This window comes from Pseudomonas sp. REB1044, assembly GCF_038813925.1.
GTDB lineage: Bacteria > Pseudomonadota > Gammaproteobacteria > Pseudomonadales > Pseudomonadaceae > Aquipseudomonas > Aquipseudomonas boreofloridensis.
Window position 1 is genome coordinate 887,103 of the sequence record NZ_CP046139.1, and the last position, 14,553, is coordinate 901,655.

Annotated in this window: 13 protein-coding genes and 1 pseudogene; 7 read left to right on the forward strand and 7 right to left on the reverse strand. The window is 65.3% G+C overall.

Annotation, left to right across the window (positions count from 1 at the left end):
- The gene (gene lolB / locus GKC70_RS04150) at window positions 1-618 is read right to left on the reverse strand and encodes a lipoprotein insertase outer membrane protein LolB (protein ID WP_342650535.1); all 618 of its coding nucleotides are present in this window, start codon (window positions 616-618) and stop codon (window positions 1-3) included.
- A gap of 3 nt (window positions 619-621) precedes the next feature.
- Entirely contained in the window at window positions 622-2,349 is a 1,728-nt protein-coding gene (locus tag GKC70_RS04155; RefSeq protein WP_342650536.1) for a tetratricopeptide repeat protein, read from the reverse strand.
- Window positions 2,350-2,587: 238 nt separating this feature from the next.
- Between GKC70_RS04155 and hemA the strand changes: the two genes are divergently transcribed.
- The 5 genes and pseudogenes from hemA (at window position 2,588) to murI (ending at window position 7,315) form a co-directional block, all read left to right on the forward strand.
- Window positions 2,588-3,865 carry a glutamyl-tRNA reductase gene (hemA, locus tag GKC70_RS04160; protein WP_039580205.1) on the forward strand — a complete coding sequence of 426 codons (1,278 nt, stop codon included), beginning with the start codon at window positions 2,588-2,590 and terminating at the stop codon, window positions 3,863-3,865.
- Window positions 3,862-4,944, forward strand: a complete 1,083-nt coding sequence (prfA, locus tag GKC70_RS04165) for a peptide chain release factor 1 (protein ID WP_039580202.1) — start codon at window positions 3,862-3,864, stop codon at window positions 4,942-4,944. The genes hemA and prfA overlap by 4 nt, the downstream gene beginning before the upstream one ends.
- A complete protein-coding gene (gene prmC, locus GKC70_RS04170; RefSeq protein ID WP_342650537.1) occupies window positions 4,944-5,774 on the forward strand; it encodes a peptide chain release factor N(5)-glutamine methyltransferase in 831 nt (276 codons plus the stop codon). Before prfA ends, prmC begins: the two co-directional genes overlap by 1 nt.
- Window positions 5,768-6,523, forward strand: a complete 756-nt coding sequence (locus tag GKC70_RS04175; RefSeq protein ID WP_342650538.1) for a molybdopterin-synthase adenylyltransferase MoeB — start codon at window positions 5,768-5,770, stop codon at window positions 6,521-6,523. Before prmC ends, GKC70_RS04175 begins: the two co-directional genes overlap by 7 nt.
- Window positions 6,516-7,315 (forward strand): annotated as a pseudogene (gene murI, locus GKC70_RS04180) (glutamate racemase). The gene GKC70_RS04175 and the pseudogene murI overlap by 8 nt, the downstream one beginning before the upstream one ends.
- A gap of 36 nt (window positions 7,316-7,351) precedes the next feature.
- On the opposite strand, the gene GKC70_RS04185 reads toward murI, so the two are convergent.
- The 5 genes from GKC70_RS04185 to GKC70_RS04205 all read right to left on the reverse strand — a co-directional run bounded on the left by GKC70_RS04185 (window position 7,352) and on the right by GKC70_RS04205 (window position 12,423).
- Window positions 7,352-7,999 carry an SDR family NAD(P)-dependent oxidoreductase gene (locus GKC70_RS04185; protein ID WP_342650539.1) on the reverse strand — a complete coding sequence of 216 codons (648 nt, stop codon included), beginning with the start codon at window positions 7,997-7,999 and terminating at the stop codon, window positions 7,352-7,354.
- A gap of 67 nt (window positions 8,000-8,066) precedes the next feature.
- Entirely contained in the window at window positions 8,067-9,494 is a 1,428-nt protein-coding gene (phrB, locus tag GKC70_RS04190; protein WP_342650540.1) for a deoxyribodipyrimidine photo-lyase, read from the reverse strand.
- Between the two features lies 1 nt (window position 9,495).
- Window positions 9,496-10,386, reverse strand: a complete 891-nt coding sequence (locus GKC70_RS04195) for a MerR family transcriptional regulator (RefSeq protein WP_342650541.1) — start codon at window positions 10,384-10,386, stop codon at window positions 9,496-9,498.
- A complete protein-coding gene (locus GKC70_RS04200; RefSeq protein WP_342650542.1) occupies window positions 10,376-11,341 on the reverse strand; it encodes a DUF523 and DUF1722 domain-containing protein in 966 nt (321 codons plus the stop codon). Before GKC70_RS04200 ends, GKC70_RS04195 begins: the two co-directional genes overlap by 11 nt.
- A 95-nt stretch (window positions 11,342-11,436) precedes the next feature.
- Window positions 11,437-12,423 carry an NAD(P)/FAD-dependent oxidoreductase gene (locus GKC70_RS04205; RefSeq protein ID WP_039580182.1) on the reverse strand — a complete coding sequence of 329 codons (987 nt, stop codon included), beginning with the start codon at window positions 12,421-12,423 and terminating at the stop codon, window positions 11,437-11,439.
- Window positions 12,424-12,610: 187 nt separating this feature from the next.
- On the opposite strand from GKC70_RS04205, the gene GKC70_RS04210 reads away from it, so the two are divergent.
- Complete coding sequence (locus GKC70_RS04210; protein WP_342650543.1) at window positions 12,611-13,516, forward strand: TIGR01777 family oxidoreductase; 906 nt, start codon at window positions 12,611-12,613, stop codon at window positions 13,514-13,516.
- A gap of 13 nt (window positions 13,517-13,529) precedes the next feature.
- Window positions 13,530-14,543, forward strand: coding sequence for a ferrochelatase (gene hemH / locus GKC70_RS04215; RefSeq protein WP_029615103.1), 1,014 nt, complete (start codon window positions 13,530-13,532; stop codon window positions 14,541-14,543).
- Window positions 14,544-14,553 lie beyond the last annotated feature (10 nt).

The window sequence follows — 14,553 nt, forward strand, 5'->3', positions numbered from 1 at the left end:
TCAGTGCCCCAACTGACGCGGCTGCCAGTCCTTGATCACCAAGGTCACGTCGATGTTCTCGCCGTGCAGCTTGAGGCGCTCGGGCAGCCAGTAGCCGTTCTGCTCGCTGTAGCTCAGGTACTCCACCTCCCAGCCATCCTGGGTCAGACGCGCCAGGCGGCTGTCGCCATCGAGGGTGAGCTGGCTCTTGATGTCGGGGGCCGGCAGGCCACGTACCCACCATACCAGGTGCGACACCGGCAGGCGCCAGCCGAGTTGTTCTTCGAGCAGGGCTTCGGGACTGGTGGCCTCGTAGCGGCCCTGGTTGGCCACTTCCAGCACCACGCCGCCGGGTCGCCCGGTCAGGCGCGCGGCGCCACGGCCCAGCGGGCCGGCCAGGCGAATGTCGTAGTAGTCCTGGCGCTGCAGCCAGAACAGCGTGCCGCTGCCAGAGTCGCGCGGGGCGCGGATGCCGACCTTGCCGTTGATCTGCCAGCCGTCGAGGCTGCTCAACTGCGTCTTGTGCTCGCGCCACAGTTGCGGGCTGCCCTTGCCCTGCACGGCTTCACGGGAGCCCATGCCGGCACAGCCGGCCAGCAGGGCGATGAGGGCGAAGGTAAGAAGATGACGCACAGGCATGGTTCAGAGGGTCTCGGATCCGGTCAGGCGCAGGACGGTCTTGCGCAGAATGGGGTTGTCGGGCTGCTCGGCGAAGGCCTTGGCCCACACCTGGCGGGCCTCGCGGCGCTTGCCATTGGCCCACAGCACTTCGCCCAGGTGGGCGGCCACTTCGGGGTCGGGCAGGCGCTCGAGGGCCTGGCGCAACAGGCGCTCGGCCTCGTCCAGGTGGCCCAGGCGATAATTGACCCAGCCCAAACTGTCGAGCACGGCGGGGTCATCGGGGGTGATCTGGCTGGCCTTCTCGATCAGCGCCTTGGCTTCGCCGTAACGGGTGGTGCGGTCGGCGAGGGTGTAGCCCAGGGCATTGAGGGCCATGGCGTTTTCCGGCTCGCGAGTGATGATGGCGCGCAAGTCCTGCTCCATCTGCACGATGTCGTCGCGCTTTTCCGCCAGCATGGCGCGGGTGTAGAGCAGGTTGAGGTCATCGGGGTAGCGCTTGATCGCCTGCTGCAGCACTTGGTCGGCCTGGTCTTCCTTACCGTTGTTGCCCAGGGTCTCGGCTTCGATCAGGTACAGCTGGATCGCGTAGTCGGGCTGTGCTTCACGGGCCTCGGCCAGGTGTCGCGAGGCCTCGGCGCTGCGGCCATTGGCGATGAGGATGTCGGCCTGGCGCAGTTGCGCGGGCAGGTAATCTGGGCCCGGACCTACCAGCGCATATTCGCGCAGGGCGGCCGCTGGCAGGTTGCGCTCTTCGCGGATGCGTCCCAGGTTCAGGTGCGCGGCGTCGACGTTGCTGTCGCGCTCGACCATTTCCTGCAGGTAGCCCTCGGCTTCGTCCCAGTCCTTGTTCTCCATGCTCACCAGTGCCAGCGAATAACGCAGTTCGTCGTCATCGGGGTACTGCTGCAGCAGGCTCTCGAACTCGGCCTTGGCTTCGCTGATGTGGTTCTGCTCGACCAGCGTGCGCGCGTAGGTGATGCGCAGGCGCTTGTCCTCGGGGTTGTCGCGGATCGCCGTGCGCAGCAGCGGCAGCGCTTCGTCGCCGCGCTCGAGGGTTTGCAGCAGGCGTGCGCGCAGCAGGATCGGCGCGATTTCGCCGTTGCGCGGCGGGTGCTGTTCCAGCAGCTCGAGCGCCTGTTCGGTCTTGTCGTCCTGGTTGAGCAGCAAGGCCTTGCCGAACACCAGTTGACCGTTGTCCGGGTACTTCACCAGCAGACGATCGAAGCTCTTGAGCAGACCGTCGCGGGTCGCCTGGTCGGTTTCGGCGGCCGAGAGCGCGAGGAAATCGAAATGGGTGTCGCCCTGGCCCTGAAGTACCTTCTCCATGTAGGCCATGGAGTCGTCGTAGCGTCCGGCGCGGGCCAGTTGGATGGCCGCGGCGCGCTGCGCGTCGAGGTTCTGTGGGTCGTTGCGTGCCCAGATCAGCGCGGTGTCCAGGGCCGGCTCGTCGGCGCCGAGGTATTCGGCGATGCGGTAGGCGCGTTCGGAAACACCGGCGTCCTGGGTCTTCTGCGCCTGGTCGACATAGTTGGCCAGGGCGATGTCGAAGCGGTTGCGCTGGCCAGCGAGTTCGGCCACCAACAGGCTGTAGAGGGTGTCGGGCTTGAACGATCCATAGACCACCGGCGGTTTGGCTTCGGGCTTGTCGGCCTCGGCAACGGCCGGCTGTTCCTCGCTCTTGTGCGGGACCAGGCTCTGGCAGCCCTGGAGCAGGGCGAAGGCAAGCAGCAATGCGTAGGATCTGTTCATAGGGGCTTTGGAGGACTAACCGGCGGTCGGAGCATGATGACACAAGCGTGGGGGCAAACCCACCTGCGTAGTGTGTGACCGTGCCGGGCCCGGGACGTTCGGCGACAGGTCTCGTACGCGGCTGTCATCGGGTGCGCTGTCTATAGACGATGGTCATGGTCGCGATAGCGAACGGTGGTTGTCCTGAATCCTGCGAAGTAGGACAATTATCGGCTTCCCGTCCCACCAGCGATCTTGCATGGCCTTTCTTGCCCTCGGTATCAACCATAAGACTGCCTCGGTCGACGTACGCGAGCGCGTGGCGTTTACGCCCGAGCAGCTGGTCGACGCCCTGCAGCAGCTCTGCCGAATGACCGCCAGCCGCGAGGCGGCGATCCTCTCCACCTGCAACCGCAGCGAACTCTATATAGAACAGGATCAGCTCAGCGCCGACGACGTGCTGCAGTGGCTGGCCCACTACCATCGCTTGAGCCTGGACGAACTGCGCGCCAGCGCCTACATCCACGAGGAGCATGACGCGGTCCGGCACATGATGCGTGTGGCGTCCGGACTCGACTCGTTGGTGCTGGGCGAGCCGCAGATCCTCGGCCAGATGAAGTCGGCCTATGCCGTGGCGCGTGAGGCCGGCACCATCGGTCCGCTGCTGGGGCGTTTGTTCCAGGCCACCTTCAGCGCCGCCAAACAGGTGCGCACCGACACCGCCATTGGCGAAAACCCGGTGTCGGTGGCCTTCGCGGCGGTCAGCCTGGCCAAGCAGATCTTCGCCGACCTAGGACGCAGCCAGGCGCTGCTGATCGGCGCCGGCGAGACCATCACCCTGGTCGCCCGTCACCTGCACGAGCAGGGGGTCAAGCGCATCGTGGTGGCCAACCGCACCCTGGAGCGCGCCAGCCTGCTGGCCGAACAGTTCGGCGCCCATGCGGTGCTGCTGGCCGACATTCCACAGGAGTTGGCGCACAGCGACATCGTCATCAGCTCCACGGCCAGCCAGTTGCCGATCCTCGGCAAAGGCGCGGTGGAAAGTGCGCTCAAGCAGCGCCGCCACAAGCCGATCTTCATGGTCGACATCGCCGTGCCGCGCGACATCGAGGCGCAGGTGGGCGATCTGGACGACGTCTACCTGTACACCGTCGACGACCTGCACGAAGTGGTCGCGGAAAACCTCAAGAGTCGCCAGGGCGCGGCCCAGGCTGCCGAAGAGCTGGTGAGTGTCGGCGCCGAGGATTTCATGGGGCGCCTGCGCGAGCTGGCGGCGGTGGACGTGCTCAAGGCCTACCGCCAGCAGAGCGAGCGCCTGCGTGACGAAGAACTGCACAAGGCCCAGCGCCTGCTGGCCAACGGCGGCAACCCCGAAGAGGTGCTCGCCCAGTTGGCTCGCGGTCTGACCAACAAGCTTCTGCACGCCCCCAGCGTGCAACTGAAGAAGCTCTCCGCCGAAGGCCGCGTCGATGCGCTGGCCATGGCCCAGGAACTCTTTGCCCTTCACGAAGGCGCCACGGACAAGACCCCGCAATGAAAGCGTCGCTGCTGAAAAAACTGGAGATTCTCCAGGACCGCTTCGAAGAACTCACCGCCCTGCTGGGCGATGCCGAGGTCATTTCCGACCAGACTCGCTTTCGCGCCTATTCCCGTGAATACGCCGAAGTCGAGCCGGTGTTCGTCGCCTACAGCGCCTGGCGCAAGGTGCAGGACGACCTGGAGGGCGCCCAGGCGCTGCTCAAGGACAGCGACCCTGACCTGCGCGAAATGGCCGTGGAGGAAGTGCGCGAGGCCAAGGAACAACTGCTTGCCCTGGAGGCGCAACTGCAGCGCATGCTGCTGCCCAAAGACCCCAATGACGGGCGCAACGTGTTTCTGGAAATCCGCGCCGGGACCGGCGGTGACGAGGCCGCCATCTTCTCCGGCGACCTGTTCCGCATGTACTCGCGTTACGCCGAAAAGCGCGGCTGGCGCCTGGAAATCCTGTCGGAGAACGAAGGCGAGCACGGCGGTTACAAGGAGATCATCGCCCGCGTCGAGGGCGACAACGTCTACGCCAAGCTCAAGTTCGAGTCCGGCGCGCACCGCGTGCAACGTGTGCCGGAAACCGAGTCGCAGGGCCGTATCCACACCTCGGCATGCACCGTGGCGGTACTCGCCGAGCCCGACGAGCAGGCGGCGATCGAGATCAACCCGGCCGACCTGCGCGTGGATACCTACCGTGCCTCGGGCGCGGGCGGTCAGCACGTCAACAAGACCGACTCGGCCATTCGCATCACGCACCTGCCGACCGGCATCGTGGTCGAGTGCCAGGAAGAGCGATCCCAGCACAAGAACCGTGCCCGTGCCCTGTCCTGGCTGTCGGCCAAGCTCAATGACCTGCAGACCAGCGCCGCGCAGAACGCCATCGCCAGCGAGCGCAAGTTGCTGGTCGGCTCGGGCGATCGTTCCGAGCGTATCCGCACCTACAATTATCCACAGGGCCGGGTGACCGACCACCGCATCAACCTGACGCTGTATTCGCTGGACGATGTGCTCGCCGGCGGCGTCGATGCCGTGATCGAGCCCTTGCTCGCCGAATACCAGGCCGATCAACTGGCCGCCCTGGGGGACTGATGACCATCATCGCCAGCCTGTTGCGCAATGCGCAGTTGCCCGACTCCTCCAGCGCGCGTCTGGACGCCGAGCTGCTGTTGTCTGCGGCCCTGGGCAAGTCGCGCAGCTACCTGCACACCTGGCCCGAGCGCATCGTCAGCAGCGAGGCGGCCGACACCTACGCCGCCTGGCTGGAGCGCCGCCGCGCCGGCGAGCCGGTGGCCTACATTCTGGGTCACCAGGGTTTCTGGAAACTCGATCTGGAAGTGGCGCCCCACACCCTGATTCCTCGACCCGACACCGAGCTGCTGGTGGAGGCAGCGCTGGAGTTGCTGCCGGCAAGCGCTGCGCAGGTACTGGACCTGGGCACCGGCACCGGGGCCATCGCCCTGGCCCTGGCCAGCGAATGTCCGGCCTGGCAGGTGACGGCCGTGGACCGTGTCGAGGAGGCCGTGGCCTTGGCCGAGCGTAACCGCCAGCGTCTGCACCTGGCCAACGTGCAGGTGCGCGCCAGCCATTGGTTCGAGGCGCTCGGCGGTGAGCGCTTCGATCTGATCATCAGCAACCCGCCCTACATCGCCAGCGAAGACCCGCACCTGAGTGCCGGTGACGTGCGTTTCGAGCCGAGCAGTGCACTGGTGGCCGGCGCCGATGGCCTGGACGACCTGCGCCTGATCATTGCCCGGGCGCCCCAGCACCTGGTGGCCGGTGGCTGGCTGCTGCTCGAACACGGCTACGACCAGGCCAGCGCGGTGCGTGAATTGCTCACGGCCAGCGGCTTCAGCGACGTTGGTAGTCGCCGCGATCTCGGCGGTCATGAGCGCATCAGTCTGGGCCGCCTGCCGTGCTGAGCGACGACGAGCTGCTGCGCTACAGCCGCCAGATCCTGCTGGCGCAGGTGGATATCGACGGTCAGTCGCGGCTCAAGCAGAGCAGGGCGCTGGTGGTCGGACTGGGTGGTCTGGGCTCGCCTGTGGCGCTGTACTTGGCGGCCGCAGGCGTGGGCGAGCTGCATCTGGCCGATTTCGACACGGTCGAGCTGACCAACCTGCAGCGCCAGGTGCTGCATGACACCGACAGCCTCGGGCTGAGCAAGGTCGACTCGGCGCTGCGGCGCTTGCAGGCGATCAATCCGCAGGTCCGCCTGGTCGCCCATCGCCAGGCCCTGGATGAGGATTCCCTCGCGGCGGCAGTGGCCAGCGTGGACCTGGTGTTGGACTGCTGCGACAACTTCACCACCCGCGAGGCGGTCAACGCGGCGTGCGTGGCAGCCGGCAAACCGTTGGTTAGCGGTGCGGCCATTCGCCTGGAGGGGCAGTTGTCGGTGTTCGATCCACGGCAGGCGCACAGCCCCTGCTACCACTGCCTGTATGGCCATGGCAGCGAAGCCGAATTGACCTGCAGCGAAGCCGGGGTGATCGGCCCGCTGGTGGGCCTGGTCGGCAGCTTGCAAGCGCTGGAGGCGCTCAAGCTGTTGGCCGGTTTCGGCGAGCCGCTGGTAGGACGCCTGTTGCTCATCGATGCCTTAGGTACACGCTTTCGCGAGCTGCGGGTCAAGCGCGACCCACAGTGCGCCGTGTGCGGCAGCCGCCATGGCTGAGCGCTCGGCGCCGGTCGGCGTCATGGATTCGGGGTGGGCGGTCTGTCGGTGCTGGCCGATATCTACCGCCTGTTGCCGGCCGAGTCGCTGCTCTACGTGGCCGACTGCGGCCATGTGCCCTACGGCGAGAAGTCGCCGGACTACATCCGCGAGCGCTGCCGGCGCATTGCCGCGTTTTTCCAGGCGCGTGGCGCCAAGGCCATGGTGCTGGCCTGCAATACGGCGACGGTGGCGGCGGTAGCCGACCTTCGTCAGCGCTACCCCGAATGGCCATTGGTTGGCATGGAGCCTGCGGTCAAGCCGGCGGCGGCGGCGACCCGCTCTGGCGTGGTCGGCGTGCTGGCGACCACTGGCACCTTGCAGAGCGCCAAATTCGCGGCCTTGCTCGATCGCTTCGCAGGCGATGTGCGCGTCGTCACTCAGCCGTGTCCGGGATTGGTGGAATTGATCGAACGGGGCGACTTGAGCAGCCCGCCACTGCGTGTCTTGCTGGAGGGTTATGTCCAGCCATTGCTGGTGGCCGGCTGCGACACGCTGATCCTGGGCTGCACGCATTACCCTTTCCTGCGCCCGCTGCTGGCGCAGATGGTGCCCGAAGACGTAGCGATCATCGATACCGGCGCTGCCGTGGCCAGGCAGTTGCAGCGTCTGCTGCTGGGCCGGAATCTGCTCGCCGATGGCCCGGCGCGCGACGCCGAGTTCTTCAGCAGTGCCGAGCCGCAGCGGCTGCGCGAGGTGTTACCTGCGTTGTGGGATGCGCCGGTGGCGCAGGTCATGGCGTTCAGCGGCTGAGGCGCAGCCAGCGCTGTGCATCAGCCTGCGTTGCGCTCAGTCTTCGCTGGGCAGCGGCCATAGCAAGGTCGGATCCAGCACTTCCAGCACCAGTTCGCGGTGCTCGCTGTCCAGCTTGCTCAGCAATTCCTGCGCCGCGCTGTCGGCCGTCCACTGCTCCGGCAACGCCAGGGCATTGCTTACGGGCGATTTGGTCAACTGCGGTGCGGCTATGGTCAGCTTCACGCCCAGATCGCCCAATGCCTTGCGTTGTTCGCGCAGCCAGTGCGGCAGACTGTTATGCCCAGCGGGACTTTGCGCTGGAGAGTAGCGCTGCAAGGCCGAGTAGCGACTGAAAATCGCCATCACTCGGGGATTTTCGCCCCGTGCCAGCAAGGGCAGGGCGCAGGCCACCGCCTGTTCGGTGGCGTGCCAGTTGCTTTGCAGGATCTGCTCGACGATCTCTGCTGCCGGGAGGTTAGGGGCCAGGTAGTCACAGGTCCCTGCGTTGATGATCAAGGCATCCAGCGTGCCCCACTGCGATTGCAGGTGTTGACCGGCCGATTGGGCGTCGGCGAGTTCGTGTAGGTTGCCTGGAAGGTGCAGCAGGCGTGCACCGTGAAGCTCGATGAGGGCTTCGAGTTCGTGGCTGTGCCTGCCACTGACCGCGACTCGATACCCGTCGGCGAGCAGCTGCTGCGCCATTGCCATTCCGAGCCCACGTGTGGCTCCGGTAATCCAGAAACTGCGAGTACTACTCAATTCTGCGTCCTTAACTGGAGGCGGCGGACAGCCCCTTGAACGCCGCAAGTGCTCTTTGTCGACTTTTCCCTAGGTCAACGATCGGGCTGACGTAGCAACTTGTATCAAATAAATCACAGGATTTCACTGGCAAATGAATGGTCTTGTTATCCAGTTGCGTGAGTTCGGGCAACCAATGGCGAATGAATCGCCCGTCTGGATCGAATCGCTGCGACTGGGTCACAGGGTTGAAGATCCGGAAATAGGGCACTGAATCGGTTCCAGTCGAAGCGCTCCATTGCCAGCCGCCGTTATTGGCAGCAAGGTCGCCGTCGATCAGGTGACGCATGAAATGTTGCTCGCCTTTACGCCAATCGATCAAGAGGTTCTTGCTCAGGAACATGGCCACTACCATTCGAAGCCGGTTGTGCATCCAACCGGTGTGCAGCAGCTGGCGCATGGCCGCATCGATCAGGGGAATGCCGGTGCGACCCTGTTGCCAGGCTTCGAAGTCGTCCGGCGCAGTGCGCCAGGGCAGTGCTTCGGTATGGGCACGAAATGCCTTGTGCCGGGACACCTGTGGATAACCCACCAGGATGTGTTTGTAGAACTCGCGCCACAGCAACTCTTCGATCCAGGTGCGTGCACCCTGACTGCCACTGTCCAGTTCGCCGCGATTGCTGGTCAGGGCGGCATGCAGGCATTGCCGGGGCGAGATCACGCCAGCGGCCAGGTAGGCCGACAGTTGACTGGTGCCGGGTGTGGCCGGCAGATCGCGCGCGACGTGGTAATCGTCGATCAGCTCATCGACGAAGCGGCCGAGCCGGGCCTGTGCTTCCTGCTCGCCCGCCGGCCAGTGGTCGCGAATGCTCTGCGCGGGCTTGTCGAAACCGGCTATATGCTGCGGGATCGGGTCGTGGGCGATGGACAGCGGTGCCTGGGCTTTCACGCGGTGGGCCTGGGCGGGCAGGCTGCGGTGCAAGTGCTCGAGACAGGCTTTGCGGAACTGGCCGAACACCTGGAAGTAGTTGCCGGCCTTGGTCAGCAGCGTGCCGGGCTTGAAGAGCAGTTGATCGAGGTGCGTTTTCACGGCAATGCCGGCGTGTTCCAGGCATTCGCGCGTCTGCTGATCGCGCTGCGCTTCGTTGAGGCCGTATTCGTCGTTCCAATGGACGGTCTGCACCTTGTGCTTCTGACAGACCGCTAGGACTGTTTGCGGCACCTGTTGCCAGGTGTCCGTGTGGCCGATGAGCAGCGGAATGTTCAGGGCGTCCAGTGCATGGCGCAGGTCACGCAGGTTGCGCAGCCAGAAATCGACCTTGGCCGGTGCGTCGTCGTGCGCTTGCCATTGCTTGGGGCTGGCGATCCACAAGGCAATGCTCGGCCCCTGCTGGGTGGCAGCGCTCAGTGCGGTGTTGTCGTCGATGCGCAGATCGCTGCGCAGCCAGATCAATTGCATGTCAGGGTCTCGCACTGAAGCTTGAGGTCGACTGCTGGAGCAGACGCAAGGCTTGCTGGGGTGTGTCGAACAGTTGCGAGGCGGGAAGGCCCAACGCGCGCAGCCGCTCTTCATGTATGGGCGCGCTGGCACCCCCCAGGAGTTTCACCAGCGTGACAGTGGCCAGTGGCATCAATGACGGAACGTCCAGTCGTGCGCCCAAGTGCAGCACCAACGCCCTGGGTTGCAAGCGGTCGATGGCGTGCAGTAGCTGTTTGCCGGTCACCGGCTGTTCGAGAATCTCCACCGCCATGCCACTGCTGCTCAGCAGCCAGGCGGTGAGCCACAGGCGTTCGTTGAACGGTTGCTCGGCGGTGGTGGCCAGCAGCACCGGTGGGCCTTCGAGCGAATGATTGTCGTGATAGACCCGCGCTCCCAGCTTGCTGCGCAGCCAGGTGTGGAAGAAGGCCTGTTCCAGCCGTGCGTCGAAGTGATGGCGCCAACGTTGCTCCAGTTGCTCGAGCAAGGGCAGCAGCAGTTGGTCACACAGGGTCGAGGCCGGGTACAGCGCCATGGCCTGGTTCAACTGCTGGTCCAGCGAGCGCTGGGCAAGGTTGGCGATGGCGTCGATGAGCTTCCCGCAACGCGCTTGCCAGTCGCTGTTGAGCACAGGCGTCGCGCTGCCGCTGTTCTCCAGCAGGTCGCGCACCTGGCTGACCGAGGCGCCACGTTCCAGCCATTGCAGGATCTCTTGCACCTTCTGGACATGCGCTTCGCGGTACAGGCGATGTCCTTTGGGCGTGCGGTCGGGCACCAGCAGGCCGTAGCGGCGCTCCCAGGCGCGCAGGGTCACTGGGTTGACGCCGGTACGTCGGGCCAGCTCGCCGATGGGCAGCTCATCTTCAGAGTGCATTGCGCAGCCCCATGTTTTCCGGATGCGGTTGTAGGTAGGCCTGCTGCAGCAGATAGGGATCGGGATGATTGCGCAGGTGATGCTTGAGCAGGGTCAGCGGTACCACGAGCGGGACGATGCCCTCCTGGTACTGGCCGATCAGATGCTGCAGCTCGGCCTTGTCGCTGCCGTCCAGGGCATCGCGCAGGTAGCCGCACAGGTGCTGCAGCACATTGCTGTGGGTGCCGCGGCTGGCACACCGGCGCAGGGCCTGCATCAACTGCGTGAAGTAACGCGGACCGAGCTCGTCGGGATCGTCGTTGCGGGTCATGCTGCCGAGCAGGTGGCCCAGTTGCCGATAGGCCTGGGGATTGTGCGCCATCAACAGGTACTTGTAGCGGGCGTGGAAACCCTGCAAGGCCGCGCGGCTCAGCCCCTGCGACAGCAGATTCTGCCAGTCGGCGTAGGCATAGACGCGGCTGATGAAGTTCTCGCGCAGCACCGGGTCGTGCAGGCGGCCTTCTTCCTCCACCGGCAGATCCGGGCGCCGTTCGCAGAACGCCTGGGCATAGGCACCGCGGCCGCCTTGCAGCGATGGGCGGCCGTTGTCTTGATAGACCTTGACCCGTTCCAGGCCGCAGGACGGCGATTTCTGCATGAATACATAACCGCAGATATCGTCGAGCGCCTCGGCCATCTGCTGGCCATAGGCACGCAGCGGTGGCGCCAGGTCGGTGCCGGGATTGCGCGGATTGATCACTTCCGGCGACTGAGGGTCGCCCACCAGGCGGATCGCCTCGCGGGGAATGCCCAGGCCAATGGCTACTTCAGGGCACAACGGCACCCAGTCGAAATGCTCGTCGAGCGAATGACACAAGTCCGAGGCCTTGTGACCGCCGTTGTAACGCACGTCCTGGCCGGCGAGGCAGGCGCTGATGGCGATGCGGGGTTTACGTGTCGAGTGCTGGGGGTCCATGCTGCCGCTCCCTAAACTTGTACAAGGTTGATTTCTTGTACAGGTCTATTCCAGCACATCGAAAAACTTATGCAAGAAGAATTTCTTGTACAACGCTATTCGAGGTGCTCCAGCAGACGGCGCGCCGCCTCCTGGCCGCTCAGCCAGGCGCCTTCGACCCGCCCGGACAGGCACCAGTCGCCACACGCGTAGAGCCCCTGGTCGGCATCGGCGAGTGCGCCCCACTCATGGCTGCCGGCGGGCCGGGCGTAGAGCCAGCGGTGGGCCAAGGCAAAGGTCGGTGCGGGCACGACGCACCCAACCAGTTCGGCGAACTCACCATGCAGCGTATCGATCACCTCGTCCTTGGGCAGGTCGATGTGCTGCCGGCTCCAGGCGGAAGTCGCATGCAGCACCCACGTATCGAGGTGCTCGTCACGGCCGGGCTTGCTGCGGTTGCGCGCCAGCCAGTCGAGGGGACTGTCCTGCACGAAGCAGCCTTGCATCGGGGTGTTCAAGGCCGCGTTGAAGCCCAGCGCGACCGCCCAGGTGGGTTCCATCTGCACGCTCGCGGCAACCGCCGCCAGCTTGGGTGTGGCTGCCAGCAGCGGCGTGGCCTGCGGTGCCGGCACGGCGATCACCACGCGGCTATAGGGGCCGTGGCTGCAGCCTTCGGTGTCCTGCAGGTGCCAGAACTGCTTGCCGCGAAACACTTCGGCGATGCGGCAGCCGAAGTGCACGGTGACGTCTTCGAGCAGGCCTCGGGTGATGGCGCTCATGCGCGGTACACCGACCCAGCGGGTCTGCTCGTCGGGGGAGGGGGTGAGTTGGCCGTCGCGGTAGTTGTAGAGCTGCGGCTTCCATTGCGCCGCCCAACCGGCGGCGACCCAGCTCTGCACGTGTTCGACGAAGCGTCGATCACGGGCGGTGAAGTACTGTGCGCCCAGATCGAGGGCGCCCGCCTCGCTGCGTTTGCTGGCCATGCGCCCGCCACTGCCATGGCCCTTGTCGAACACATGCACGGTCTGCCCGGCCTTCTGCAGGGCCTGGGCGGCGGACAGGCCGGCGATGCCGGCCCCGATGATCGCGATAGGTACTGTCATGATGGCCTCTTCGAACCGTGCTGGAAGCAGACTACGCTGTCAGACAAACCTGTACAATGCAGAAGTTTTGTATAAGGTTATTCCACCCGGTGGAACAGGTTGGCCTATGTTTATCCGAGAGCGTCGGGTTGAAAAAGTGCCTTGAAGTTAAAAATAGACCATAGCCACAGCATGCGAGGACACAGCCATGCACATCGTGCTGACAGGGGGTACAGGCTTGATCGGACGGCATCTGTGCCGACGCTGGTTGAGCCAGGGACATCGCTTGACCGTCTGGAGTCGCGATCCCGCTCAGGTGCCTCGGCACTGTGGCGAAGGCGTGCGCGGCATCGCTCGGCTGGAGGATATTGCGTCGAGCGATCAGGTCGATGCGGTGGTCAACCTGGCCGGTGCACCCATTGCCGACCGACCGTGGACGGCTTCGCGCCGTCACCTGCTGTGGGCCAGCCGTATCACCCTGACCGAGCAACTGCTGGCGTGGCTCGAAACGCGTGAGCAGCGCCCCGAGGTGCTGGTGTCCGGCTCGGCAGTGGGCTGGTATGGCGATGGCGGCGAGCGTGAGTTGACCGAGGCGTCGCCGCCGGTCAAGGAGGATTTCGCCAGCCAGTTGTGCATCGCCTGGGAAGAAACCGCCCAACGCGCCCAAGCGCTGGGACTGCGAGTCGTACTGGTGCGAACCGGGCTGGTGCTGGCTGGCGACGGCGGCTTTTTGTCGCGCCTGCGGCTGCCGTTCAAACTCGGCCTGGGCGGGCCGCTGGGCGATGGACGGCAATGGATGCCGTGGGTTCATATCGAGGATCACATCGCCCTGATTGATTTTCTCTTGCAGCGCACCGACGCCAGCGGTCCCTATAATGCCTGCGCGCCGGAGCCGGTGCGCAACCGGGCGTTCGCCAAGGCACTGGGTCGCGCGCTGCATCGACCGGCCATACTGCCGGTGCCCGCCCTGCTGCTCAAGGCGGGTCTGGGCGAGCTGTCCACCTTGTTGCTGGGTGGACAGCGGGCCCGCCCGGCACGGTTGCTGGAAGAAGGCTTCACGTTCCGCTTCGACGATCTGCAATCGGCGTTGGACGATCTGTCCGAACGCCTCTGACATAGGACGCTGCATGACCGATCACGCCCTGCTGCTGGTCAACCTGGGTTCACCGGCTTCCACTTCGGTTGCCGACGTGCGCCGTTACCTCAACCAGTTCCTGATGGACCCTTACGTCATCGACCTGCCCTGGCCGGTGCGTCGGCTGCTGGTGTCGCTGATCCTGATCAAGCGCCCGGAACAGTCGGCCCACGCCTACGCGTCGATCTGGTGGGACGAGGGCTCGCCGCTGGTGGTGCTGACCCGCCGTCTGCAAGCGGCCATCACCCCGCACTGGCCCCACGGTCCGGTGGAGGTCGCCATGCGCTACGGCCAGCCGGCGCTGCCCCAGGTCCTGGAGCGGCTCGCGGCGCAAGGTGTGCGCAAGGTGACCCTGGCACCGTTGTACCCACAGTTCGCCGACAGCACCGTGACCACCGTGGTGGAGCAGGCGCGCAAGACCCTGGCCGAGCAGAAGCTGGCGATGGAGTTGCGAGTGCTGCAGCCCTTCTACGACGAACCCGACTATATCGACGCGCTGGTGGCCAGTGCCCAGCCTTACCTGCAGCAGGAGTACGACCACCTGCTGCTGAGCTTCCACGGTCTGCCGGAGCGCCATCTGAAGAAGCTCGATCCGACCGGCTCGCATTGCCTGCAGAGCGCCAATTGCTGTGAAACCGCCTGCCCCCAAGTGCGCAAGGTCTGCTATCGCTCGCAGTGCCTGGCCAGTGCGGCCGCCTTCGCCAAAGCGGCAGGCATTCCCGACGGCAAGTGGTCGGCCTCGTTCCAGTCGCGTCTGGGACGGGCCAAATGGATCGAGCCCTACACCGAGACGCGCCTGGACGAGCTGGCGGCGGCCGGGGTGAAGAAGCTGTTGGTGATGTGCCCGGCGTTCGTCGCTGATTGCATCGAGACGCTGGAAGAGATCGGTGATCGCGGCAAGGAGCAGTTCATCGAGGCCGGCGGTGAAGCGTTGGTGCTGGTGCCGTGCCTGAACGATCACCCGCAGTGGGCGCAGGTGCTGGCGGGGATGTGCGAGAAGGCGTGAAAACAGCAGG